The following is a 23563-nucleotide window of genomic DNA, read 5'->3' as shown; positions in this document are numbered from 1 at the left end:
GCATGAGGAACGCCGCGTAGAGCAGCGGAGCGCGCTGGCCGAGGTGCTGGTCACGGGGCGCGAGTGGGCGCAGAACCTGGACGCCGTAGCCCTGGGTGGCCGCTGCAGCCAGCGCCGGGCCGCCGGGGGCGGCGGAAGTCAAGCCAACCCCAGCCGGCTCAGAACGTCCTGGACCCGCTGGCTCTCCTCGTCGAGGAAGCTGTCGAACTTCTCTCCGCTGATGTAGGCATCGGTCCAGCCTTGCTCCTCGAGCAGTTGCTGCCAGGTTCCGCTGTCGTGCATTTCGGTGATCATGTCGACGTGGCGCTGAGCGTCCTCCTCGGAGATGCCCGGCGCCGCGACGATGCCTCGCCAGTTGAGGAGGACCAGGTCGACGCCCTGCTCGGTGAGGGGCGGGGCGTCCACGCCCTCCACCGGCTCTTCGCTGGTGACCGCGAGGACGCGCAGGTCACCAACCGCGTGCTCGGCCACCCCGCCGACCCCGGTGGCGCCGAAGGCGACCTGCCCGCCGAGGATGCCGGCGAGCAGCTCGCCGCCGCCGTCGTAGGCCACATAGTTGACCGACGCCGGCTCGACGCCGACCTCCTGGGCCAGCAGCATCGAAGTAAGGTGGTCTGGTCCACCGGGGTTGGACGCACCACCGACGGGGATGTTGCCCGGGTCGGCCTTCCATGCCTGCACCAGCTGGTCCAGCGACTGGTACGGCGAGTCCGCCGGGGCGACGATCGCCTCGGCCTCCCCGATCAACCGGGCGATCGGGGTGGTCTGGTCGAGGGTCGCCTCGGACTGGTTGCTGTACTGCGCGCCGACGACGCCCAGGCCTATCTGCATGAGCAGGTCGGCGTTGCCGGTTTCGCTTATCAGTTGCTGCAGGCCGACGGTGCCGCCGGCGCCTTCCCGGTTGAAGACCTCGATGTCGGTGGCCTGCTCGTTGTCCTCTAGGACCTGCGCGACGGCGCGGGCGACGTTGTCGTAGCCGCTGCCGGGCGAGTTTAGGACCATGATCCGCAGGCCGCTGACTGGGCCGTGGTCCGGACTTGCGTGCTGTTCGTCGGGTGCCCCACGGTTGAAGCTGTTCAGAGCGATGAGGCCTGTGGCCGCTGCCAAACCTGCTGCAATGATTGCGATGACCAGGCGACGCCACTTCGGAGTCGGAAGTGACTGCCCGGCAGATGTCGTGTGGCCTGTGACTGCGGAGATCGGAAATGAGTGCTCTGTCTTCTCAGGCTGTTCTGCGTCTGTGGAGAGATTAGCGGTTCCGGGCCTTGGACCGATTCCACTGTCGGGGGCGCCGGAGCAAAACTCCCGACTTGGAACGACGTTTTCGGCGGGCGGGCGAGGAGGGGGTGTATCCGCTATCCCGTGTTGATGGTCGGTGTCCTGTGAACGCTCAATGAGATTTAGACTCTCAGGATCACTGGCGTCGTTCTGATGGGTGCCGGGTGTTATTCGAATCCTGCCGATGTCGGCGTGGGTACCCTCGGCTGCACCTGTCACTGGATGTAGTTCATCGTACTGGTTCGAAGGTAGGTCGCCGGCGCTTGTTGAGGTTGACGCTGCCTGATTTCCTGAATCCTCGCGGTGGATCCGCATCTCGTTGCTCGGCTGAGCGTCTGCCGTGTTCACGACTGATGGGGGCGATGATGCAGAGTCGGCGTGGTCAGAGAAGTCATGCGCTCCGTGACCCGCCGCCGCACCTGTCGGGGCGAGGCAAATCGAGTCTGCCGCACGCTCTTGCGGATCCTGGACGGGTCGAGGTGCAGCCTGAGTGGTTACTGACTTCGGAACTGTACCGTCGACTACTGCCGTCCAAATCTTGCCGAGTGAATGTGGCTCCTGAGGTGCGTCTGTGGTGGGCGGTTGCGATGGAGACACGTCTTCACGGCCGCTCTGCGCCTCTCCCTGTCCTGCTTCTGAGGGTGTTCCGTCACCGATCCGGTCTGTGGCGCCTGTAGACCCTTCTGAGTTGACGAGATCACCTCCGTCTAGGTCGTTCACACGGAGAGCGTGGAGGCTGTGGTCGTCACTTGGCATCGCATCTGTTGCAGTCGAAACGACGCTGTCCCGTTGGGACGAGTCCTCGGTGTCCCGCGGCCCCGTTGGCAGATCGAAAATTCTTCCGTCAGGGGCGCGTAGGTAGAGGACCGGTGTGCCCCACTCGACGGGGTTGGGCTGGTGTCGGATGGCTTTGCGGGCCTCTGCCATCGCGGCATCAAGTGGGTAGCCGTCTGCGACGGCCTCATAGAAGCCGCGAGTGAAAATGATGGCGGCTCGGTCCGTGATCTCAAACTGCATGGCTACCACGGCGGGGATGCCCTGGTAGATGAGGCTCTGTGCGGTGCCCGCGTAGGGGTCGCTGCGTCCGCCGCGGGCACCTTCGCAGGAGTTAAGCAGGGCCATGCGCAGCGTGCGGTGATCGTGCAGGAGTGCGCCGAGATCAGCGCCGCTTATGGGGTCGCCTCGACCGTCGGGACCTTCGAGGGCGAGCAGGCCGTCTTCGGCCTCAGGGTCGTACCTGCCATGGCCGATGTAGTGGAAGACGTGGTAGGTGCCTCGCCGCAGCCGCCGTTGCAGCTCCGTCACAGTTCCTCTGGGCGCCCGCTCCAAGAGCACGCGCCCGGAGCGCTGCAGGTCATCGAGTGCCTCCTCCAGCCGTGCCCATTCGGCCTGGACGTCCAAGGGGTAGAAGTCGGTTGGGCTGGAGACCAGGACGAGAATGTGCAGCGGCGGCTGCACAGTGAGGCGGCGGATGCGGCCCGGCAGTTCCAGATACCGCACAACCGGGGTCCACTCCGACAGGGCAAGGAACCGGCGGGCGTCCCCGTCGTAGAGGTACTCCCAGGGCAGGTCGGCCAGCTCGGGGCAGTCGGTCAACCGCAACCGCACCCGCAGGCCGGCGTCGCGGCCCTCGACCTGGTTGCGGCTGGTGGCCAGCGTGCTGCGGACCTGATCGCGGAAGACGGCATCAAAGAGCCGCCTGCCGAAGTCGCGCACGGCGGTGGCCTCCGGCGAGCCCCCGCCGCGGCCCACGGACCGACGCGGCCGACCGATACGGAGCAGAAAGTTGTCCAGTTCGAGCTCGGAGAAGGGGATGTTGATCGGCACCGGGCGGGTCTCCCCCACTGGGGAACTGAGAACCCTAGCGCGATAGCCGCTGCCGGTGGCCGGTTCGATCAGTAGATCGAAATCCTCGTAGATGCGTTCGGCCATGGCATCACCTCAAGGTTCCGTTGCCTTGGCTAGGCGTCTTCGGATGGCCGGCCTGGTTGCCAGGTCATCGAGACCTTGAAGTTGCCTTTTGTGCTGGCCCCGGCGACGAAGGCGCCGACCTCAGCACTGAGCTCGAGGCCAAACTCCACCGAGATGGCATCCGGGCTGTCGGCCAACGAGCGCAACTGGCGGACGAGTCCCTGCACGGCAGGTTGCACCCGCGCGACGGCCTGCTCGAAGCTTTCCCTGGCCTGCTCCACCACGCGGCGGTCCCGGTCTCCCCAGCCGCGAGTGACCTCAGCGTCCCCATCGTGCCCGTCCTCGACCTGGATGAGCACGCTGCCGCCCGCCTCCAGCGGGTACTCCAAGAGCCGCACCATCCTCGTACCCCCACATTCATCAGCCGAGGACGTCGCTGTCGCGACGCTACTGCGGAGTCCGCGGCAAGTCAGCCAGTACGTGCAGGCGCCGGGACCTTGCCAAACCTCGATCGCCTCCAACGGAGGCGGCGCCGACGGTCAAGTCTCCTGCGAGGTGGCAACGGGTCGCTGGCGCGGCCAATGGGCTACAGCTGCAAGCGCGCCCTGGCGTCCGAAGACAGCTCGAACGGTGACCACTCAACTGAGGCTCCACCGCTCACGAAAGCGAGCGGTCTTGGTGACGTCCCAGGAAGTGGTGTAGCTGGTCGGGGGTCCTGAGCTCGTCGGCGAAGTGCTGGCGTGCGAGGGGCCACCGCGTGGATGTTCTGCGTGTTCCCGCCAAGGTTCACTCAGAGAAAGGCCACGCGATGGCCCTGGACCGGTCTGCCCTGCTCGAGCTCCTGGAGGCACTGAAGCTTGCCGACGTCGACGACCGCATCCGGTCCGCCACCGAGACGCTGTACCAGGCGTTGATCGAGGCGAGCTCACCGCGGTGATCGGCGCCGCCCCGCACGAGCGCAGTGTGAACCGCACCGCCCAGCGCAACGGCTTCCGCCCGCGGACGCTGACCACCACGGCCGGGGATCTGGAGCTGCGGATCCCGAAGCTGCGCGCCGGGTCGTTCTTTCCCTCGCTGCTGGAACGCCGGCGGCGGATCGACCAGGCCCTGTTCGCGGTGGTGATGGAGGCCTATCTGCACGGCGTGAGCACCCGCAAGGTCGACGATCTGGTGCGGGCGCTGGGTGCCGACACCGGCATCTCCAAGTCCGAGGTGTCCCGGATCTGCGCCGATCTGGACGAGGAGGTCGCGGCGTTCCGCGACCGCAGCCTGGCCGAGCAGGCGTTTCCCTACGTGTTCCTCGACGCCACCTACTGCAAGGCCCGGGTCAACCGCCGGGTGGTCTCCCAGGCGGTCGTGATCGCCACCGGGGTGGCCGCCGACGGGCATCGCGAGGTGCTCGGCTTCGCCGTCGGCGATTCGGAGGACGGCGCGTTCTGGACCGCGTTCCTGCGCACGCTGAAGGCCCGCGGCCTGGCCGGCACCCAGCTGGTCATTTCCGACGCCCACACCGGGCTGAAGGCCGCCATCGCCGCGGTGCTGCTCGGCGCCGGTTGGCAGCGCTGCCGGGTGCACTTCATGCGCAACGTGCTCGCCCGGGTGTCCAAGGGCAACGCCGAGATGGTCGCCGCCGCCATCCGCACCGTCTTCGCCCAGCCCGACGCCGAACACGTGCACGCTCAGTTCGACGTCATCGCCGGCATGCTCGGCCGCCAGTTCCCGCAGGTGGAAGCCATGCTGCGCGACGCCGAGCACGACCTGCTCGCGTTCACCGGCTTTCCGATCGGGCACGCCGAAGTTGATCTGGTCGACCAATCCGCTGGAGCGGCTGAACAAGGAGATCAAGCGCCGCACCGACGTCGTCGGCGTCTTTCCCAACCCCGCCGCCCTGCTCCGGCTGGCCGGCGCGGTGCTGGTCGAGGCCCACGACGAATGGCAGGTGAGCGACCGCCGCTACCTCTCCGAGGGCTCCATGGCCCTACTCGCCAGCCGCCCCGACTCCGCGGAGGAGGTGGCGCAGCCGGCACTGATCGCGTCATAGTCCAACCCGCAGAACCTCCGCACGGCCGCGAGCTACACCACCGAGCGGGACGTCACCGCGGTCTTCTCTGGTCAGCACAGCGTTTCCGCTGGTCCTTCTTACAAGCGAGCGGTCGCAGGTTCGATCCCTGCCGCGCCCACCGTCGTCCGGTCCTCGTACCGGCCGCCTCCCCGGTCGCATACTCGGGCGCGGAGGCCCGCCGTGCTGAGGATCAACCTGCTCGGTCCGTTCCGCGTCCAGGTGGAGGAGCGGACGGTCGGCGAACACGACTGGCCGCGCCGGGACGCCGCCGCGCTGGTGAAGCTGCTCGCCCTGCAGCAGGGCCGGCGACTGCACCGCGAGCGGGTCATGGACCTTCTGTGGCCCGACCTCGGCGTGGGCGACACGGCCCCGCGGTTGCACAAGGCCGCGCACTACGCACGCCGGGCGCTGGGCCGGTCCGACGCCGTCGTCCTCCGGGACGACATGGTCGCGCTGGCCCCGGGGACGCCAGTCGCGGTGGACGTCGAGGAGTTCGAGGCCGGCGCGCAGGCGGCCCTGACCGAGCGCTCGCCCGGAGCCGCGGCGGCGGTCCTCGACCGGTATCCGGCGGAGCTCCTGCCGGCCGACGTCTACGCACCCTGGTCCGAGGAGCCCCGCGAGCGGCTGTGCGGGCTGCGCGACCAGCTGCTGCGGCAGGCCCGCCGGTGGAGCCGGCTGGTGGAGCTGCACCCGCTCGACGAGGACGCCCACCTGGGACTGGTGCGCCAGCTCGCCGAGCACGGCGACCGGCGCGGTGCGCTGCGGCAGCTGGAGGTGCTCGACCGGACGCTGCGCCGGGAGCTGGGCACCGGTCCCGGCCCCGAGGCGCGCCGGATCCGGGCGGGGCTGATGGCGGCCCTGACCGACGACGGTGCCCTGACCCCCGCCGACCAGGGGCGGCTTGAGCAGGAGATCCGCTTCTGCCGGACCGCCGACGGGGTGACCCTCGCCTATGCCTGCTCGGGCGCCGGGCCGCCGCTGGTGAAGGCGGCGAACTGGCTGACCCACGTCGACCACGACTGGCGCAGCCCCGTGTGGCGGCACTGGCTGGTGGAGCTCTCCCGGCGGCACCGGCTCATCCGCTACGACGAGCGGGGGTGCGGGCTGTCGGACTGGCAGGTCCCACCGCTCACGTTCGACAGCTGGGTGGCCGACCTGGAGGCGGTCGTGGACGCCGCCGGCCTGGACCGGTTCCCGCTGCTGGGCATCTCGCAGGGCGCTCCGGTCGCCATCACCTACGCCGCGCGCCACCCGGAACGGGTGACCAAGCTGGTCCTCTACGGCGGCTACCTGCAGGGCCGGTTGGCCCGGGCGACCTCCGACGAGCAGCGGCGAGAGCACCAGCTGCAGGTGGAGCTGGCCCGGCTCGGCTGGGGCCGGGACGAGCCGGCGTTCCGGCAGGTGTTCACGTCGCAGTTCATGCCGCAGGGGTCCCGCCCGCTCTGGGACGCCTTCAACGAGCTCCAGCGCGCCAGCACCTCGGCGGAGAACGCGGCGGGCGTGCTCGAGCTGACGGGGGCGATCGACGTCGTGGACCAAGCGGCCCTGGTGCGCGCGCCGACGCTGGTCCTGCACGCCCGGCACGACCAGCGGCCGCCGTTCGAGCAGGGCCGGCTGACCGCGTCCTGCATCCCCGGGAGCCGGTTCGTGGCCCTCGACAGCTGCAACCACGTCCTGCTCGCCGACGAGCCCGCCTGGCGGGTGTTCCTCCGGGAGGTCGAGACGTTCCTGGCCGGGTGACCCGGCTCAGGCGGCGGTGCTGGACAGCGGGTGCTCGCCGGCAGGGAGGTCCGGGCGCGGGAACACCGGGCGGAGGAACAGCGGCGGGCGGAACGGCGTCCAGGTGCCCTCGCGCTGGGCCAGCCGGTCGGCGATCGCCCAGATGGCGGCCGGGTGGTACCCCAGCCCGAGGTGGCTGGCCAGGACGGCGATGTTCTCGCAGCGCTCGCCCGGGGTGTCCAGGCAGGTCTGCCAGTGCACGATCCCGTCGAGGTGCGAGTAGATGGAGGTCGCCGGCACGGGCAGCGGGCTGCCGTCGGGTTCCAGCGGCAGGCTGCGGTGCTCGACGTGCAGGTACGAGTACCGGTCGAACACCCGGGAGGCGCGGCTCTGGCTGTGCCGGGTCAGCCGGAACGGGCTGCCCAGCGTGATCACCTGGCGTACCGAGTCCGGCGTCCGGCGGGCCAGGTCGCGGGCGAAGATCCCGCCCAGGCTCCAGCCGACCAGGCTGACCGGGCGGCCGTAGCGGTCGCTGAGGTCGTCGATCCGGTCCCGCATCCCCTCGACGCACTGCGCGGTCGGGCCGATGTTCCGGCCCAGGCGCCAGCCGTGCACGCGGTAGCCGAGGCCGCGGAGCACCGAGCGCAACGCCCGGGTGGACGTGTCGTCGGCGAGCAGGCCGGGGAGCACGAGCACCGGGTGCCCGTCGCCCTGGGGCAGCCGCTGCAGGAGCGGCAGGGTGGCGAGGAAGAGGCCGAAGTCGGCGGCGCCGCGGGCCGGCTCGGTGAGGTACAGCGGGAGGGCCGGGCCGTCTCCCCGGAGTCGTTCCCCATGCGGTCGTGCCACGTCGTCCTCCTCGCCGTCCGGCCGTCGTCGGCCGTCCCGGTCCGGTACCACTGTCGCGCCGCAGTCACACCTGACTGCTGCGGCGCGCGGAGTCCAGTGTGGCCGCCGTCGCACGCGCCGCACAGGCCTCACGGCGCGCGTCGCGTGGCGACGGCGGCCGGGCCGGGAGACGGTGGAGCGGTGACCGCCGACGACGACGCCGGGCTGCGCGGCCGCAGCGCCACCGTGGACCTGGACGGGCCGGTGCACCACGTCGACTACGGCGGCACGGACGACGGGCCGACCGTCGTCCTCGTGCACGGCCTCGGCGGCTCGCACCTCAACTGGGACCTGCTGGCCCCGCTGCTCACCCCGCACGCCCGCGTGCACGCCCTCGACCTGCCCGGCTTCGGCCGCAGCGAGCCGGGCCACCGGCAGGCCACCGTGCGCAGCAACGTGACCGTGCTCGACCGCTTCGTCCGCGAGGTGACCGGAACGCCCGTGGTGCTGGTCGGCAACTCGATGGGCGGGATGATCTCGATCCTCGAGGCGGCCCGCGCACCGGCGCGGGTGAGCGGGCTGGTGCTCGTCGACCCCGCGGTCCCGGGCCCGCGCGGGCGCCCCGATCCGCGGGTGGCCGCGACCTTCGCCCTCTACGCACTGCCCGGGCTGGGGGAGCGCTACCTCGCCGCCCGGCACCGGAGGCGCGGAGCTCGCGCGGCCGTGCTCGACATGCTGGACGTGTGCGGTGTCGACCCGGCCGGCGTGCCGCCGGAGCTCATCGACCGCTCCGCCGCGCTGATCGACCAGCGGCAGGACGTCGCGGGCATGGACCGCGCGTTCCTCACGGCATTCCGCTCACTGTTCCTCCTGCTGGCCGACCCGCGGCTCATGCGGCGGGCGATGGCCGAGGTGACCGCGCCGGTGCTGCTCGTCCACGGCGAGCTCGACCGGCTGGTGCCCGTGTCCGCGGCCCGGAACGCCGCCCGCCGGCACCCGCGGTGGGAGTACGTCGAGCTGGAGGGAGTGGGGCACGTCCCGCAGCTGCAGTGCCCGCAGGTAGTGGCCAAGCACCTGCTCGACTGGCTGCCCGTCGTGCCCCGCAGGACGTGAGTCAGCCCAGCGTCGCGCGCAACGCCTCCAGGCCCGTGTACCGCGCAGGTGGACGACGACGACGTCGACGCCGGCGAACGCCTTCGCGGGGGCAGCCACGGTCAGGTCGGTCTCGGGAGCGGCCACGGGCGACCGGCCCGGGCCCGGACGCGAACCGGTTCAGGCCGAGGCCGCGTTCCGGGCGGCCGCGACCAGCTCGTCGACCCCGCGGCGGATGCCCGTGGCGAGCACGTCGACGTCGGGGAAGGCGTCGAAGTCGGCGTTGATCCCGAACGTCATCGTGTCCAGGTAGGAGAAGATCCCGATGGAGACGCGCATGCCGCCGGCGATCGGCACGTAGGCGTGCGCCGAGCACATCCGACGGCCCAGCACGTAGAGGGGCACGCGCGGGCCGGGCACGTTGGTGGTCACGGTCTGGCCGAGCACCTGGCCGGTCGCCAGCGCCGCCCGGACGCCGAGGGAGAGCAGCGTGGGCGCCACGAAGTCGCCCATCGCGATGATCGAGCGGGCGTCGACCGCCGCGAGGGTCTTCTTGTGCTCGTCCATCTGCCGGCGCACGGAGGCCAGCCGCTGCACCGGGTCGGGCTCGCCGACGGGCAGGTCGACGAAGACGGCGGAGATCCGGTTGTCCAGGGTGTTGCGCTCACCGGCCTGGCGCACCGACACCGGGACCATCGAGCGGACGACCAGCTCCTCGCGGAGGTCACCCCGCCGTTCCAGGAGGTCCCGGAACCCGCGGGTGATGCCCGCGAGCACGACGTCGTTGACGGTCCCGCCCAGCGCCTTCCGGATGCCCTTGAGCTCGGCCAGCTGAGCCTCGGTCCACGCCCAGCGCCGGTGCGGGCCGATCGGGCCGTTCAACGACCGGGCGGCGGGGCTGGTGACCCGTCGCGCGGCCGCGGGGATGCCGGCGGCGAGCCGCCGGCTGGTTCGCAGCGCGTCCCTGGACGCCTGCGTGAGGCTGCCCGCACCGGGCAGGCGGGTGAACTGGCGCATCGGATGCGTGACGGCGTCCTGCACGGCGCCGGCGGCGACCGAGAGGCTCGACGGGATGCGCTGCGGCGTCCAGTCCTCGGGCTCGGGGTGGGTGGCGTCGGGGGTCAGGTCGAAGACCAGTTGCATGAGGTCGGTGCCGGCGACGCCGTCGACCATGCAGTGGTGGACCTTGGAGATCAGCGCCCACCGGCCGTTCTCCAGCCCCTCGACCAGGTAGAGCTCCCACAGCGGCTTGGCGAGGTCGAGGCGCTGGCCGAGGAGCCGGCCGGCCAGGTTGCGCAGCTGCTCGTCGCCGCCCGGACGGGGCACCGCGGTGTGCCGGACGTGGTACAGGATCTGGAAGTGCGGGTCGTCGACCCACACCGGCCGGCCGAGCTGCATCGGGACCTGCCGCACGCGCTGCCGGTAGCGGGGGACCAGGGGCAGCTTGCTCAGCAGCAGCCGGACGACGTCCCCGTACGAGGGGGCCGGCCCCTCGAACACCGACACCGATCCGACGTGCAGCGGGGTGTTCTCGCTCTCGGCGTAGTAGAAACCGGCATCGGTCGGGCTCAGGCGGTCCACGGTCAGCTCCTTCTGGCACGTCCGTGCTCTGACCTGCTAGCCGACCACGCGGCGACGGTCGCGTCCAGCGGACCTCCCCCGGTCCGGCGGCGGCCCGGCGTCAGCCCTCGTCGGCCCGCGGGCGGCCCGGGGCGGCGTCCCGGACCAGGCGCCGTGCGGTGTCCACCTCCCGCGCGACCGGGGCCAGCACGCCCTCGGCGTGGATCTCGGCGTCGTCGGGCGGCCGGTGCGCCTCGATGTCGGCCTCCAGTTCGCGGATGGCCCGGCGGAGGACGGCGACCTGCGCGAGGTCGGGCGCGGGTTCGCCCTGCCGGGTGGCGATGACCGCCTCGGTGACGGCGTCCGAGGTCCGCTCCAGCTGGACGATGACCGGCCAGAACGCCGCGGCGCGGGTGCTCACCGGCGGCGGCTCGGCCAGCCGTCGCTGCAGCTGGGTCTGCAACTCGGTCAGCGCCCGGTAGTTGCGCCGGCGGGCGCGGCGCCGCTCCACCGGGCCGCCGGTGAACGCCGCCTCCACGAACGCGTCGAGGGCGAAGGCGGCGGCGCGCAGCGCCTCGCCGAGCGGGGCCCGCCAGGTCTGCGGCCACAGCAGGTAGCCGAAGACGAGCACGATGGCGCAGCCGATGAGGGTGTCGACCAGGCGGGCGCCGACGAGCCCGGGGTCGCTGGGCAGCGCCAGGCCGAGCAGCAGGATGATCATCGGCGTCTGGAAGACGGCGAACAGGCCGAAGTTCGCCGCCCGCGCCCACGGCAGGACGGCGGCCGCGGCGGCCATGGCCACCAGCACCCAGGCGTTGCGGGGGAGGACCGCCAGCAGCGCCGAGCCCAGCAGCACCCCGACGACGGTTCCGGCGCCGCGCTGCACGGCCCGGCCGAACACCGAGCCGAAGTCCGGCTTGAGCACGATCGCCACGGTGAGCAGCACCCAGTAGGGGCGCTGGATGGGCAGGTACTGGCGGGCGACCTCGGCGATCGTCATGCACAGCGCGAGGCGGACGGCGAAGTCCCGGCTGTCCCGGCTGGCCAGCGTGCGGTCGGTCAGCTCGCGCAGCCGGGTGCGCAGGTCGACGTCCGGGCGCGGGGCGGCGGCCCCGGCCCGCTCCTCGGGGTCGCCGACGACGTTCCAGACCAGCCGCACGCCGTGGCGCACGGCCCGGCGTGCCGGTGACCCGTCGTCCAGCGCGGGTGGCCGCTCGGCGGGCAGCTCGCGGGCGCCCTGGAGCGCGAGTGCGAGCGCGGAGACGGCGGTGACGTCCTGCGGGTCGGCCGGCACGCCGGCCCGGGCGGCGGCGACCGTCCCCTCGACCAGCGGGGCGGCCGCGTTGAGCACGCCGGCGAGCTCGGAGAGCTCTTGCGTGCGCCCCGACGAGTGGCTCCGGCTGCGGATCACCCGGTCGTAGGCGGCGTTGAGCGCGGTGGTCAGCGCCCGCCGGGCGTCGTCGGACTGCGGGGTGCCGCTCGCGGCGAGCAGCTCGCCGATGCGGGTGAAGACGGTGGCGACCGCGGTCCGGTCGGGGTCGAGCGTCTCGGTGCGCGCCTGGACCAGCGCGGTCAGCGTCGCCCAGGCCGCGCCGCCCAGGAAGAAGCCGATCTCCTGTGCGGTGGTCAGCGTGGTGACCAGCCCCGACGACAGCGCGGCGTAGACCAGCAGCTGCAGCCCACCGAGCGACAGGGCGGCGTTGACCCCGCTGACCAGCGCCGCGACCACCGACAGCACGGCGATGACCACGACGGGCTCCCAGCCGCCACCGGTCGCGAACTGGCCGGCGACCAGGCCGACGGTGCCGAAGCCGACGGCGGCGGCGATGCGGCGCAGCCGGTCCCGCAGCGCGCCCCCCTGCGGTGCGAGGGTCGCCACGAGCGCGCCCATGGTGCCGAAGACGCCGGCGCTGAGGGCCGGCCCGGGCTCGACGCCCCCGCCGACGACGACCGCCACGGCCAGTGGCGCGGGGATGGCGACGGCGTACCGGACGACGTCCCGCCACGGCACCGGGGGACGGGTGGTGCGCACCAGCTCCTCCAGCCACGCCGGCGCGTGCACCCCCCTCTCCACGGTCCCGAGCTTTCCACCGCCCCGCGGAGCGACGCTCTGGGAGGCTGCCGCGGTGATCGAGGTCCGGGTGGCGACGACCACCGAGCTGGCCGAGCTACCGGCGGTGGAGGACGCCGCGGACGAGCTGTTCCGGGCGCGCGGGGTCCTCGACCTCCCGCCCGCGGCGCCGGCCGACGTGCGCGCGGGGGCGTGGCGGGTGCTGGTGGCCGGCCGGCCGGTGCGCGGGTTCGCCGTCCTGGAGCTCGTCGACGGCGACGTGCACCTCGAGCAGCTGTCGGTGCACCCCGACGCCATGCGCCAGGGGATCGGAGCGGCGCTGCTGGCGGCGACCGTCGAGGCGGCGCGCGCCGCCGGTAGCCGGCGAGTGACGCTGCTGACCTACGCCGACGTGCGGTGGAACGGCCCCTGGTACGCCCGGCACGGCTGGCGGGAGACCGACGACGTGGGCCCGGAGCTGCAGGCCCTGCGCGCGGCCGAGCACGCCCTGGGGCTCGACCGGCACGGCCGCCGGGTGGCGATGGCCCGGCCGGTGGACGGCGCGCCCTGACCGCTTGGCCCCGGGCGCCGGGACGGGCACGCTGGACGGGTGCCTGGGCAGGCGCCGGCGGCCACCGCGGCGCGGGGGAGGGCCGCGGGGCACGGCGGCACCACCGCGCTGCCCGTTCCGCTGACCTCGCTCGTGGGCCGGTCCGCCGACCTGGACACCGTGGCCGGCCTGCTGGGCCGGGCCCGGCTGGTGACGCTGGTGGGCGCCGGGGGGTGCGGCAAGACCCGGCTGGCCCTGGCCGCGGCGTCCCGCGAGCGCGACGCCGGCACGCCGGTCGCCTGGTGGCCGCTGGCGCCGTTGCGCGAGGCGGCGTTCGTGGCGCCGTCTCTCGCCACCACGCTCGGGCTGCAGCACAGCCGGGCCGACGCCGAGGCGCTGGCCGGCGCGCTCGGGAACCGCGAGGTCCTCGTCGTCGCGGACAACTGCGAGCACCTGGCCGACGAGATCGCCGAGCTGCTCCTCGCCCTGCTGCCCGAGTGCCCCGGCCTGCGGGTGCTGGCCACCAGCCGGCAGGCGCTCCGGGTCGCCGGCGAGCACGTGTGGGAGGTCCCGCCGCTGGGCGTGCCCCCGGAGCCGGCGACCGCGGCGGAGTCGGTGTCGGCCGCACCGGCCGTCGAGCTGTTCCTGGACCGGGCCGCCGCGGCGGGCGCGGCGCTGGGCCCCGGCGACCTCGCGGCCGTGGCGCGGCTGGTGCGCCGGCTCGACGGCATGCCCCTGGCGGTGGAGCTGGCCGCGGCCCGGACGGCGGTGGTGGCCCCGGCCGAGCTCGACGAGCAGCTGGACGACGCCTTCCGGGTGCTCGTCGACGACCGGCAGGGCGTGCCCGCCCGGCAGCGCACCCTGCACGCGACCCTCGCCTGGAGCCACGACCTGCTCGACGCCGACGAGCGGGTGCTGTTCCGCCGCCTGGCGGTGTTCGCCGGCCCCTTCGACCGGGACGTCGCGGCCGCCGTCGCCGGCGACCCGGGGAAGGACGCCGGCGCGGTGCTCGACTCCCTGGTCCGGCGCTACCTGGTCCGCTCGTTGCCCGACCCGTCGCGGCGCGGCTACCGGCTGCTCGAGCCGGTGCGCCAGTACGCCGCGCAACGGCTGGCGGAGGCCGGCGAGCTGGAGGAGACCGCACGGCGGCACGCCGGCGCCCACCTCGCGCTCGCCCGCCGGCTCGGGGCTGCGGTGCGGGGACCGGCCGGTCCCTCGGCGCAGCGCGAGGCCCTGGACCACCTCGACGCGCGCAGCCCGGACCTGCGGGCCGCGCTGAGCTGGGCCCGTCGGACCCCCGGGGAGGAGGAGCTGCTGGTCGACCTCGTGGTGGTGCAGTGGTGGGCGTGGTGGCGGCTGGGCCGGTTCCCGGAGGGGCTGACCTGGACCCGGGCGGCGCTGGCCACCGGCGCCGGGACGACGGCCGACCGCGCGGAGCTGCTGCACGCGCTGGGCTGGCTGGCCCGCCACCAGGACGACCCGTATGAGGCCCGGGCGGCGCTCACCGAGGCGCTCGGGCTCTACGACGACCTGGGTGACGACGCCGACGCCTCGATCGTGCTGCACCGGCTGGCCGCCGTCTGCCTGGACACCGCCGTGCTCGGGGAGCCGGAGTGCCTGGCCGAGTGCCGGGAGCTGGTGGAGGCCAGCGCCGCGCGGGCCCGGGCCGCCGGCGACGACTGGACGCTGGGCGGGGCGACGTACTGGCACGGCCTGCTGGCCCTCGCCGAGCACGACCCGGAGACGGCCGCGCGCCTCCTGACCGAGGCCCGGGCGCTGTTCGTCGTGGCCGGGGACCGGTGGGCCGTGGGACGGGCGACCGGCATGTCCGCCGTCGCCCTGCTCCGGACCGGGCGGCTGCGCGACGCCGCGGCCGCGCTCCGCGAGGCGGAGCGGACCAGCGAGGAGGTCCACGACCGCTGGGGCGTGGCCCGGTGGGCGCTGCACGACGCGCAGTGGCACCTCGCGGCGGAGCAGCCGGAGGAGGCGGCGCGGTCGTGCGCCCGCGCCGCGACCGGTTTCGCCGAGCTCGGTGACGGCCTGCGCGTCGTCGAGGTGGCCCGCGTCTGCGCGGCCGTCCTCTCGGCGCTGGGCCGGGACGCCGGGGCCGCCGAGCTGCGGGCGGCGGTCGCGGTGGTGGCGGCGCGGCGCGGCGCGGCCGGGGCGCGGCTGGCCGACCAGGTGGTGGAGCTGGCGGCGGCCGGTCCGGCACCCGGGGCGCTGCCCGAGCCGCTGAGCGCCCGGGAGCTGGAGGTGCTGCGGCTGGTCGCCCGCGGGTGCAGCGACGCCGAGGTCGCGCGGACGCTGTTCCTCAGCAAGCGCACGGTCGGCGGGCACCTCGGCTCGGCCTACCGGAAGCTCGGCGTCCGCTCGCGGACGGCCGCCGCCCGCCGGATGGCGGAGCTGGGCCTGGCCCGCGCGGACGGGTAGCCCGGCGCGTAGTCCTACGCATCAGTTCCGGCCTCCCCGCCGCCACGCTCGGCCGAGCGGCCGCCGCACCGGGCGGCGCGCGACCGGGAGGTAGTGATGACCACCGTTTCCTCCAGCGGCCGGGACGGCGCCGCCGTCGTCGTCGGCGCGAGCATGGCCGGGCTGCTGGCGGCCCGGGTCCTCGCCGAGCGGTTCGGCCGGGTCACCGTGCTCGATTCGGACACGCTGCCGGAGGACGCCGTACCGCGAGGCGGTGTGCCGCAGAGCGCGCACGCGCACGGGCTGCTGGCCGCGGGCCTGCGCGGGCTCGAGGAGCTGTTCCCCGGCCTGATCGACGAGCTCGTGGCCCGCGGCGGCCTGGTGGCCGACGTCCAGGAGCAGTTCCGCTGGGTCAACGACGGCTACACCATCGCCCGCGGCCGCTCCGGCATGCAGGGGATCCTGATCAGCCGGCCACTCCTCGAGCGGGAGGTGCGGCGCCGGACCCTGGCCGACCCCCGCATCGAGCTGTTCGACCGGGTGGACGTCCGGGGTCTCGTGTCCGACGACCACGGCCGAGTGCGCGGCGTCGCCGCGGTGGACCGCCGGGACCCGGCGGACCGGGAGAGCCGGCGGTGGGACGCCGACCTCGTCGTCGACGCGTCCGGGCGGACGTCGCGCGCACCCGACTGGCTGGCCGCGCTCGGCGCCGAGCCGCCGGAGGAGGAGCGGGTCGAAGTGGACGTCGCCTACTCCACCCGGTGGTACCGGCGCGAGCCGGGCCAGCTCGACGGCGACAGGGGGATCGTCATCGCGGCCACGCCGGGCAACCCGCGCGCCGGCTTCCTGCTCGCGCAGGAGGGCGACCGGTGGATCTGCGCCCTGGGCGGCTACCTGGGGGACCGTCCGCCGATCGACCCCGACGGCTTCGATGCATACGCCGCGACCCTGCCCTCGCCGATGCTGCACGAGGTGATCGCCTCGGCGGAGCCGATCACCGAGCCGCGGCGGTTCCGCTTCCCGGCGTCCGTCCGGCGGCGCTACGAGCGGCTGGCGCGGCCGCCGGAGGGCCTCCTCGTGACCGGCGACGCGGTCTGCAGCTTCGACCCGGTCTACGGCCAGGGGATGACCGTGGCCTGCCTGGAGGCCCTGGCGCTGCGCGACGTCCTGCGCCGCGGGGTGGACGGGCCCGCGCTGCCCCGGGCGTTCTGGCGCGCGATCGAGCCGGTCGTCGACGTCCCGTGGGAGATCGCCGTCGGCGGGGACCTGCGCATCCCGGGCGTGCGGGGGCCGCTGGACCGCCGGACGCGGGTGGTCAACGGGTACATCGGCAGGGTGCACCGGGCGGCCGCGCTCGATCCCGCGGTGGGGACGGCGTTCCTCCGGGTCGCCCACCTGGAGGCGCCGCCGGCGAGCCTGATGGCGCCGACGGTGATGGCGCACGTGCTGGTCGGTTCCCGCCGGTGGCCGTCGGGGACGACGCGCCTCATCCCGGTCCCGCGGTCGCCGGTCGACTCCCGCTCACCCGTCTGACCCGCCGTCGCTACGGACTTTCCGCGCCGGAAGTCCGCCGTCGTCCCGGCCTTCCGGCGCGGAGAGTCCGGAGGGGGAGGCCCGGGTGGACCGGCTCACGGGCTGACCTACAGTCCGGCGGGTGACCGTGACCCTGGGGGAGGTCGTCGCCGCCCTCGAGGCCCGCTACGACCCCACGCTCGCCGAGGACTGGGACGCCGTCGGCCTGGTCTGCGGCGACCCGGGCGAGCCGGTGCAGCGCGTGCTGTTCGCCGTCGACCCGGTCTCCGCCGTGGTCGACGAGGTCCTCGAGGCCGGGGCCCAGCTGCTGGTCACCCACCACCCGCTGCTGCTCACGCCGGTCTCCGCCGTGCCGGCCGACGACCCGAAGGGCCGCGTCGTGCACCGGCTCATCCGGGCCCGCGCCGGGCTCTTCGTCGCGCACACCAACGCCGACCGCGCTCCCGGCAACGGCGTCAACGACGCCCTGGCCGCCGCGCTGGGTCTCACCGGCACCACGCCCCTCCTGCCGGCCGCCGGGGACCCGCGTGCCGGGCTCGGCCGGATCGGCCGGCTGCCCGCGCCGCTGACCCTGCGCCAGTTCGCGGACCTGGTCGCCGGGAGCCTGCCCGCCACGGTGGGCGGCGTCCGGGTGGCGGGGGACCCCGGACGCCGGATCGAGACCGTGGCGGTCTGCGGCGGCAGCGGCGGTTCGCTCCTCCCCGCCGCCGCGGCGGCCGGCGCCGACGTGCTGCTGACCAGCGACCTCCGCCACCACCCCGTGTCGGAGGCCCAGGAGGTCCCCGGGCCCGCGGTGTGCGACGTCGCGCACTTCGCCTCCGAGTGGCCCTGGCTGCCCGTGGCCGCCGACGTCCTGCGCCGGGACCTGGACGGCCGGGTCGAGGTGCGGGTGTCCGAGCGGCGCACCGACCCGTGGACGTGGAGCGCCGGGGGAGCGGCCGCCCCGCAGGTAGGTTGAGCGGGTGAAGGCCGACCACTTCGACCAGCAGAAGCTCCTGGCCGTTGCCGCCGAGGACGTCGCGCTGGCCCAGCTGGCGCACCGCCGGCGCACGCTGCCGGAGTTGGCCGCCGTCGAGACCGCGGCGGAGGCCGAACGCGACCTCGCCGCGCAGGTGGTCCGCGCCGAGACCGAGGTGCGCGACCTGCAGCGGGAGGTCAAGCGGCTGGAGGCGGACGTCGACACCGTCCGGCAGCGCGCGGCCAAGGACCAGAGGCAGCTGGACTCCGGCAGCGTCGCGGCCAAGCAGATGACCGAACTGCAGCACGAGCTGCAGTCACTGGCCCGCCGCCAGTCCGACCTGGAGGACCAGGAGCTCGAGCTCATGGAGCAGCTCGAGACCGCGGAGGCGACCCTGGGCGCGGCGCAGGAGGGCCACGGCCGGGCACAGGCGGACAAGGAGCGCGCCGAGCAGCTCCGCGACGACGCCCTGGCCGACATCGCCGACGCCACCACCCAGCACGAGAAGGCCCGGCAGGAGGCCGTCGCCACCGTCCCGGCCGACCTGCTGGCCCTGTACGAGCGGATCCGCAGCCACACCGGCGGTACGGGGGCGGCGATGCTCAAGGCGCGCCAGTGCCAGGGCTGCCGCATCGAGCTGTTCGGCAAGGAGCTGGCCGCCGTCCGGAACGCCGACCCCCACGAGGTGGTCCGCTGCGACAACTGCGGCCGGATCCTGGTGCGCACGGCTGAGTCCGGGCTGTGAAGACGACGCGCGAGGGAGCATCGCAGGGAGCGCCAGCGACCGAGGAGCGGATCGAGCGCGGAGTCGAACGGGGAACGCTGTGAAGACGACGCGCGAGGGAGCATCGCAGGGAGCGCCAGCGACCGAGGAGCGGATCGAGCGCGGAGTCGAACGGGGAACGCTGTGAAGACGACGCGCGAGGGAGCATCGCAGGGAGCGCCAGCGACCGAGGAGCGGATCGAGCGCGGAGTCGAACGGGGAACGCTGTGACGCGGCGGTTCATCGTCGAGGCGGACGGCGGCTCGCGGGGCAACCCGGGCCCGGCCGGGTACGGCGCCCTGGTCCGCGACGCGACGACCGGGCGGGTGCTCGCCGAGCGGGCGGAGTCCGTCGGGCGGGCCACGAACAACGTCGCGGAGTACGGCGGCCTGGTCGCCGGGCTGCAGGCCGCCCTCGACCTCGACCCGGGCGCCGAGGTCGAGGTACGGATGGACTCCAAGCTCGTCGTCGAGCAGATGTCGGGTCGCTGGAAGATCAAGCACCCCGACATGCAGAAGCTCGCGCTGCAGGCCAAGGCGATCGCCCGGCAGCTGGGCGGGGTCCGCTACACCTGGGTGCCGCGGGCGCAGAACGGCGCCGCGGACGCCCTGGCCAACAGCGCCATGGACGGGCGGCCGGTCCGCCGCGACCTGGCCGCCGAGCCGGCCACGACCGAGGACGACGTCCAGCCGGTGGCCCAGCCGGCGCCCACCGTCACCACGGTGACCCATCTGCTGCGGCACGGCCGCACCGAGCACACGCCCGAGCGTCGTTACAGCGGCCGTAACGACCTGCCGCTGTCGGCCACCGGCCGGGCGGAGGTCACGGCCGCGGCCAAGCGGGCCGCGGAGCTCGGCATCGAGGTCGTCGTCGCCTCGCCGATCCGCCGGGCCCGGGAGACCGCCGAGGCCGTGGCCGCCGAGCTCGGGCTGCCCGTCGAGTACGACGAGGACCTCGTCGAGCTCGACTTCGGCCGGCTCGAGGGCCTGACCGCCGAGGAGGCGCGGGCGCAGCACCCGCTGGCCACGCGCCGGTTCATCGGCGACGTCACCGTGGCCGCACCCGGCGGGGAGTCGGTGGCCGACGTCAGCGTGCGGGTCGGCCGGGCCCGCGCCCGCATCCTGCGCGAGCACGCCGGCCGCACGGTGCTCGTCGTCAGCCACGTGACACCGATCAAGCTGCTGCTGGCCGCCGGGCTGGACGTGGCCGACGACGTCGTCCACCGGGTGTTCCTGGAAGCCGCGTCGTTCTGCACGGTGGCGTGGAGCTCCGACGGGCGCGCGTCGGTCCGGCTGGTCAACGACACGAGCCACCTGCGCTAGTCCTCACCCGATGAGTTGACCGTGCCCCGGCCGTCTCCCCTGCACGACAGGCGACCAGGGGAGGCGGGCGACATGGGCAGGGCGATCCTCTTCGCGGCGGTGTCCCTCGACGGGTACATCGCCCGCGAGGACGACTCGGTGGGGCCGCTGTTCGACTGGTACGGCAACGGCGACGTCGCCATGACCTTCACCGACGAGTCGCGCGTCTTCCACGTCACCGCGGAGACCGCCGACTTCCTGCGGTCCATGACACCGCGGATGGTCGCGGGCGTGGTCGGCCGCCACCTGTTCGACGTCACCAACGGCTGGGAGGGCGTGCCGCCCAACGGCGAGCACGCCTTCGTGGTCACCCACGAGGTCCCGGACGACTGGCCGCACCTCGGCACCGCGCCCTTCACCTTCGTCACCGACGGCGTCCGCAGCGCGATCGAGCAGGCCAAGGCGTACGCCGGGGACCGGGACGTCTCGGTCACCGCGGGGGACATCGGCGGCCAGGCGCTCCGTGAGGGCCTCATCGACCAGGTCGTGGTCAACCTCGTGCCGGTCGTCCTCGGTTCGGGGCGGCCGTACTTCGGCTCCGGTGGCCCGCCCGAGGTGCTCCTCGAGGACCCCCGCATCGTCCAGGGGCGGCGGGTCACCCACCTCGTCTACGACGTCCGCCGCTGACGCCGGCGGTGGCCCTCAGACGCGCTGGGCGGCGACGGCGGCGGGGATGCGGGCGACGTCGGCGTCCTGCAGCCACCGGTACCCCGGGGTCAGCAGCGGGTTGACCAGGCGGAACAGGCCGTGGGGCAGCACGGTGAGCTCCTCGGTGACCAGGGAGCCCCCGTCGGGCCGCGGCTCCACCGTCCGCCGTCCCCGCACGGTCATCTGGCGGGTGCCCCCCTCGAAGCCGAGCGAGGTGGGACCGGCCTCGACCACCTCGGTCGGCGTGACGAAGGTCAGCCCGGCGAAGCGGAGTCGTTCGACGGCGCGCTGCCCGACCCGTGCCGGGCCCGGCGGGTCCACCTGCATGCTGACCACCGCCGGCCGCCACTCCCGGTCCCGGGTCAGGTCCAGGACGAGCGCCGCGGTCGCCTCGACCGGAGCGGGGACGACCACGCGGGAGGTCAGGGTCACCATGCCGGGATCGCAGCACCGCCCCGGTCGGCGGTCGAGGGTCCATGGTCCTGCGGGAAGGGCGGCCGCGGGGACGGCGTTGTAGGGAGTGCCCCACGCCACACCCGGCAGACCGCCGGCGCGGGAGATCATGGGGCCGCACGCCCGACCCGAGGAGATCCGTGACCGCCACCATCGCGCCCGCCACGTCCGCCGTCGTCGGTGACGAGCGCACCCTGTCGGCCGCCGAGTACGAGACCTGGGCCGCGGAGGTCCGCGAGCTGGCCGCGCAGCGCGGCGCGGTGATCCTGGCGCACAACTACCAGGTCCCGGAGATCCAGGACGTCGCGCACTTCACCGGCGACTCGCTCTACCTCTCCCGCGTCGCCGCGCAGACCGACGCCCGGGAGATCGTCTTCTGCGGTGTCCACTTCATGGCCGAGACGGCGAAGATCCTCTCGCCGGGCAAGACCGTGCTGCTGCCCGACCACGCCGCCGGCTGCTCGCTGGCCGACTCGATCACCGCCGAGCAGCTGCGCGAGTGGAAGGCCCAGTACCCGGGAGCCGTCGTCGTCAGCTACGTGAACACCACCGCGGCGGTGAAGGCGGAGACCGACATCTGCTGCACGTCGTCCAACGCCGCCGACGTCGTCCGGTCGATCCCGGCCGACAAGGAGATCCTCTTCTGCCCCGACCAGTTCCTCGGCGCGCACGTCAAGCGGGTCACCGGGCGGGAGAACATCCACATCTGGGCGGGGGAGTGCCACGTGCACGCCGGGATCAGCCCGGCCGACGTCCGCGCGCAGATCGCCGCCCACCCGGACGCCGAGATCCTCGTGCACCCCGAGTGCGGGTGCACGACCTCGGTGCTCGACCTGGTGAGCCACGGCGACGTGCCGGCCGACCGCACCCGCGTGCTGTCCACCGGCGGCATGGTCGAGGAGGCGGCGCGCACGCAGTCGCGCGAGGTGCTCGTGGCCACCGAGGTGGGCATCCTGCACCAGCTGCGCGGCCTGAACAGCGGCACCGCGTTCATCCCGATGAACGACCGCGCCGCCTGCCGCTACATGAAGATGATCACGCCGGCCAAGCTGCTGCGGACGCTCCGCACCGGCGAGGGGGCCGTCGACGTCGACCCGGAGACCGCGGCGCGGGCCCGCCGGGCGGTCGAGGCGATGATCGCCATCGGGGAGCCCGGCCGCGGCGGGGAGTGAACCCGTCGGTTTCCGTGGAAACCGCCAGGGTTCAGCGCAGGACGTCGGAGGAGATGTCGGCGACGATCGCCGTGAACGTGCCGGTGTCCACCTCGTCGTCGACGGTGACCCGCACGATGTCGGCGACCTGCTGCGGCGACGTCGGCTGCACGGCCGCGGCACGGGCGGCGGCGATCAGGTGCAGCCGCTGGACCCGGGCGGTGGGGCAGTCGCCGGCGGTCCGGACCGGGGAGAGTCGGTTCTCGCGCATGGGTCGACGGTAGGCAGCTCCGGCGCCGATCCGGGCGTCCGCGGGCGCGTGTCCGCGGCGGTGTGGACCCGTCCGTCCCACCGACCACACTGGGTGGCCGGGGTCACACCACCGGCAGTACCGCTCGCCGGGGGGCGGTCCACCCGATGGGGCCAGGTCAGATGCGCGTGAACAGGTAGGCCGACACCGCGACCCCGAAGACGACGATGAACACCCGCAGCGGGGTGGCGGGGATGCGGCGGGCGATGCGGGCACCGAGGAACCCGCCGAGCAGGCTGGCCGGGGCGGCGACGGCGACGACCAGCCAGTCGACCGGCCCCCAGATGCCGAAGACGACGAGGGTGACGGTGGCGGTGACCGCCGACAGCGCGGACTTCAGCGCGTTGGCCAGCTTCAGCCGGTGCAGCCCCACCCCGAGGACGCCGACCAGGATCACGCCGAGCGCGCCGCCGAAGTAGCCGCCGTACACGGTGGCCAGGAACAGCGCGACGTACAGCCAGGCCGGGTCCCGGCGCGGGCCGCCGTCCTCGGTCGTCCGGAGCCGCCGGGTGAGCAGCGGCTGCACCGCCAGCAGCAGGCTGGCCAGCAGGACCAGCACCGGGACGACGACGTCGAAGGCCGCGCTCGGCGTGGTGAGCAGCAGGACGCTGCCCGCCGTCCCGCCGAGGAGGGCGACCAGGCCGAAGCGCAGCAGCCGCCCGCGCTGGCCGGCGTACTCGCGGCGGAAGCCGAGGACCCCGCCGAGGTAGCCGGGCCACTGGGCGATCGAGTTGGTCACGTTCGCGGCCACCGTGCCCAGGCCGAGGGCGACGAGGGTCGGGAAGAGGATCAGCGAGCCGCCGCCGGCGACGGAGTTGATCACGCCGGCGACGAGGGCGACGCCCGCGGCGACGGCCAGGTCGAGGGCGGACACGAGCGGCGAGCCTACGGTGGCGGCGTGGAGTCACCGGGAAGGACGCCGCTGGTGCG

Annotated in this window: 18 protein-coding genes and 1 pseudogene; 11 read left to right on the top strand and 8 right to left on the bottom strand. The window is 74.0% G+C overall.

The window, feature by feature from the left end:
- Positions 1-138 precede the first annotated feature (138 nt).
- Both MY526_RS09795 and MY526_RS09790 read right to left on the bottom strand, forming a co-directional pair.
- Positions 139-3210 (bottom strand): tripartite tricarboxylate transporter substrate-binding protein, encoded by a 3072-nt coding sequence (locus MY526_RS09795; protein ID WP_436703791.1) that lies wholly within the window; start codon positions 3208-3210, stop codon positions 139-141.
- Positions 3211-3239: 29 nt separating this feature from the next.
- On the bottom strand, positions 3240-3578 hold the full coding sequence (locus MY526_RS09790; RefSeq protein ID WP_436703790.1) for a CU044_2847 family protein: 339 nt from the start codon (positions 3576-3578) through the stop codon (positions 3240-3242).
- 419 nt (positions 3579-3997) lie between these two features.
- On the opposite strand from MY526_RS09790, the pseudogene MY526_RS09785 reads away from it, so the two are divergent.
- Both MY526_RS09785 and MY526_RS09780 read left to right on the top strand, forming a co-directional pair.
- Positions 3998-5230 (top strand): annotated as a pseudogene (locus MY526_RS09785) (IS256 family transposase).
- 201 nt (positions 5231-5431) lie between these two features.
- The gene (locus tag MY526_RS09780) at positions 5432-6991 is read left to right on the top strand and encodes an alpha/beta fold hydrolase (RefSeq protein WP_436690548.1); all 1560 of its coding nucleotides are present in this window, start codon (positions 5432-5434) and stop codon (positions 6989-6991) included.
- Positions 6992-6997: 6 nt separating this feature from the next.
- On the opposite strand, the gene MY526_RS09775 is transcribed toward MY526_RS09780, so the two are convergent.
- Positions 6998-7816, bottom strand: coding sequence for an esterase/lipase family protein (locus MY526_RS09775; protein WP_436690546.1), 819 nt, complete (start codon positions 7814-7816; stop codon positions 6998-7000).
- A 180-nt stretch (positions 7817-7996) separates the two neighbouring features.
- On the opposite strand from MY526_RS09775, the gene MY526_RS09770 reads away from it, so the two are divergent.
- Complete coding sequence (locus tag MY526_RS09770) at positions 7997-8908, top strand: alpha/beta fold hydrolase (RefSeq protein ID WP_436703789.1); 912 nt, start codon at positions 7997-7999, stop codon at positions 8906-8908.
- Between the two features lie 159 nt (positions 8909-9067).
- On the opposite strand, the gene MY526_RS09765 is transcribed toward MY526_RS09770, so the two are convergent.
- Positions 9068-10468, bottom strand: a complete 1401-nt coding sequence (locus tag MY526_RS09765) for a WS/DGAT/MGAT family O-acyltransferase (RefSeq protein ID WP_436703788.1) — start codon at positions 10466-10468, stop codon at positions 9068-9070.
- A 100-nt stretch (positions 10469-10568) separates the two neighbouring features.
- Entirely contained in the window at positions 10569-12509 is a 1941-nt protein-coding gene (locus MY526_RS09760) for an FUSC family protein (RefSeq protein WP_436690540.1), read from the bottom strand.
- A gap of 64 nt (positions 12510-12573) precedes the next feature.
- Between MY526_RS09760 and MY526_RS09755 the strand changes: the two genes are divergently transcribed.
- The 7 genes from MY526_RS09755 to MY526_RS09725 all read left to right on the top strand — a co-directional run bounded on the left by MY526_RS09755 (position 12574) and on the right by MY526_RS09725 (position 20698).
- On the top strand, positions 12574-13068 hold the full coding sequence (locus MY526_RS09755) for a GNAT family N-acetyltransferase (protein ID WP_436690538.1): 495 nt from the start codon (positions 12574-12576) through the stop codon (positions 13066-13068).
- Between the two features lie 39 nt (positions 13069-13107).
- Positions 13108-15477, top strand: coding sequence for an ATP-binding protein (locus MY526_RS09750; protein ID WP_436703787.1), 2370 nt, complete (start codon positions 13108-13110; stop codon positions 15475-15477).
- Between the two features lie 96 nt (positions 15478-15573).
- Entirely contained in the window at positions 15574-16989 is a 1416-nt protein-coding gene (locus MY526_RS09745; RefSeq protein ID WP_436703786.1) for an FAD-dependent oxidoreductase, read from the top strand.
- A 121-nt stretch (positions 16990-17110) separates the two neighbouring features.
- Positions 17111-17947 carry a Nif3-like dinuclear metal center hexameric protein gene (locus MY526_RS09740; RefSeq protein ID WP_436690532.1) on the top strand — a complete coding sequence of 279 codons (837 nt, stop codon included), beginning with the start codon at positions 17111-17113 and terminating at the stop codon, positions 17945-17947.
- A 4-nt stretch (positions 17948-17951) separates the two neighbouring features.
- Positions 17952-18692, top strand: a complete 741-nt coding sequence (locus tag MY526_RS09735; protein ID WP_436690530.1) for a zinc ribbon domain-containing protein — start codon at positions 17952-17954, stop codon at positions 18690-18692.
- A gap of 245 nt (positions 18693-18937) precedes the next feature.
- Positions 18938-20032: a bifunctional RNase H/acid phosphatase gene (locus MY526_RS09730; protein WP_436690528.1), complete on the top strand. Its 1095-nt coding sequence runs from the start codon at positions 18938-18940 to the stop codon at positions 20030-20032.
- Between the two features lie 72 nt (positions 20033-20104).
- Positions 20105-20698: a dihydrofolate reductase family protein gene (locus MY526_RS09725; protein ID WP_436690526.1), complete on the top strand. Its 594-nt coding sequence runs from the start codon at positions 20105-20107 to the stop codon at positions 20696-20698.
- Positions 20699-20713: 15 nt separating this feature from the next.
- Here MY526_RS09725 and MY526_RS09720 read toward each other — a convergent pair whose 3' ends face one another.
- Positions 20714-21154 (bottom strand): SRPBCC family protein, encoded by a 441-nt coding sequence (locus tag MY526_RS09720; RefSeq protein ID WP_436690524.1) that lies wholly within the window; start codon positions 21152-21154, stop codon positions 20714-20716.
- A gap of 158 nt (positions 21155-21312) precedes the next feature.
- Between MY526_RS09720 and nadA the strand changes: the two genes are divergently transcribed.
- Positions 21313-22344 carry a quinolinate synthase NadA gene (gene nadA, locus MY526_RS09715; RefSeq protein ID WP_436703785.1) on the top strand — a complete coding sequence of 344 codons (1032 nt, stop codon included), beginning with the start codon at positions 21313-21315 and terminating at the stop codon, positions 22342-22344.
- Positions 22345-22375: 31 nt separating this feature from the next.
- Here the strand turns inward: nadA and MY526_RS09710 are convergent, their stop codons facing one another.
- Together MY526_RS09710 and MY526_RS09705 are read right to left on the bottom strand one after the other, a co-directional pair.
- The gene (locus MY526_RS09710) at positions 22376-22594 is read right to left on the bottom strand and encodes a hypothetical protein (protein WP_436690520.1); all 219 of its coding nucleotides are present in this window, start codon (positions 22592-22594) and stop codon (positions 22376-22378) included.
- A 157-nt stretch (positions 22595-22751) separates the two neighbouring features.
- The gene (locus MY526_RS09705; protein WP_436690518.1) at positions 22752-23507 is read right to left on the bottom strand and encodes a sulfite exporter TauE/SafE family protein; all 756 of its coding nucleotides are present in this window, start codon (positions 23505-23507) and stop codon (positions 22752-22754) included.
- Positions 23508-23563: the final 56 nt, after the last annotated feature.

It is taken from the genome of Geodermatophilus sp. CPCC 205761 (assembly GCF_051383655.1).
GTDB lineage: Bacteria > Actinomycetota > Actinomycetes > Mycobacteriales > Geodermatophilaceae > Geodermatophilus.
Note: the sequence above shows the minus strand (reverse complement) of the source record. Positions and strands in the feature narration are given on the sequence as shown.

What these genes read in the sequence shown, in the direction of transcription:
- MY526_RS09795 (WP_436703791.1), bottom strand. Translation starts at nt 3,210, where the DNA reads ATGGCCGAACGCATCTACGAGGATTTCGATCTACTGATCGAACCGGCC.
- MY526_RS09745 (WP_436703786.1), top strand. Translation starts at nt 15,574, where the DNA reads ATGACCACCGTTTCCTCCAGCGGCCGGGACGGCGCCGCCGTCGTCGTC.
- MY526_RS09725 (WP_436690526.1), top strand. Translation starts at nt 20,105, where the DNA reads ATGGGCAGGGCGATCCTCTTCGCGGCGGTGTCCCTCGACGGGTACATC.
- MY526_RS09720 (WP_436690524.1), bottom strand. Translation starts at nt 21,154, where the DNA reads ATGGTGACCCTGACCTCCCGCGTGGTCGTCCCCGCTCCGGTCGAGGCG.
- MY526_RS09710 (WP_436690520.1), bottom strand. Translation starts at nt 22,594, where the DNA reads ATGCGCGAGAACCGACTCTCCCCGGTCCGGACCGCCGGCGACTGCCCC.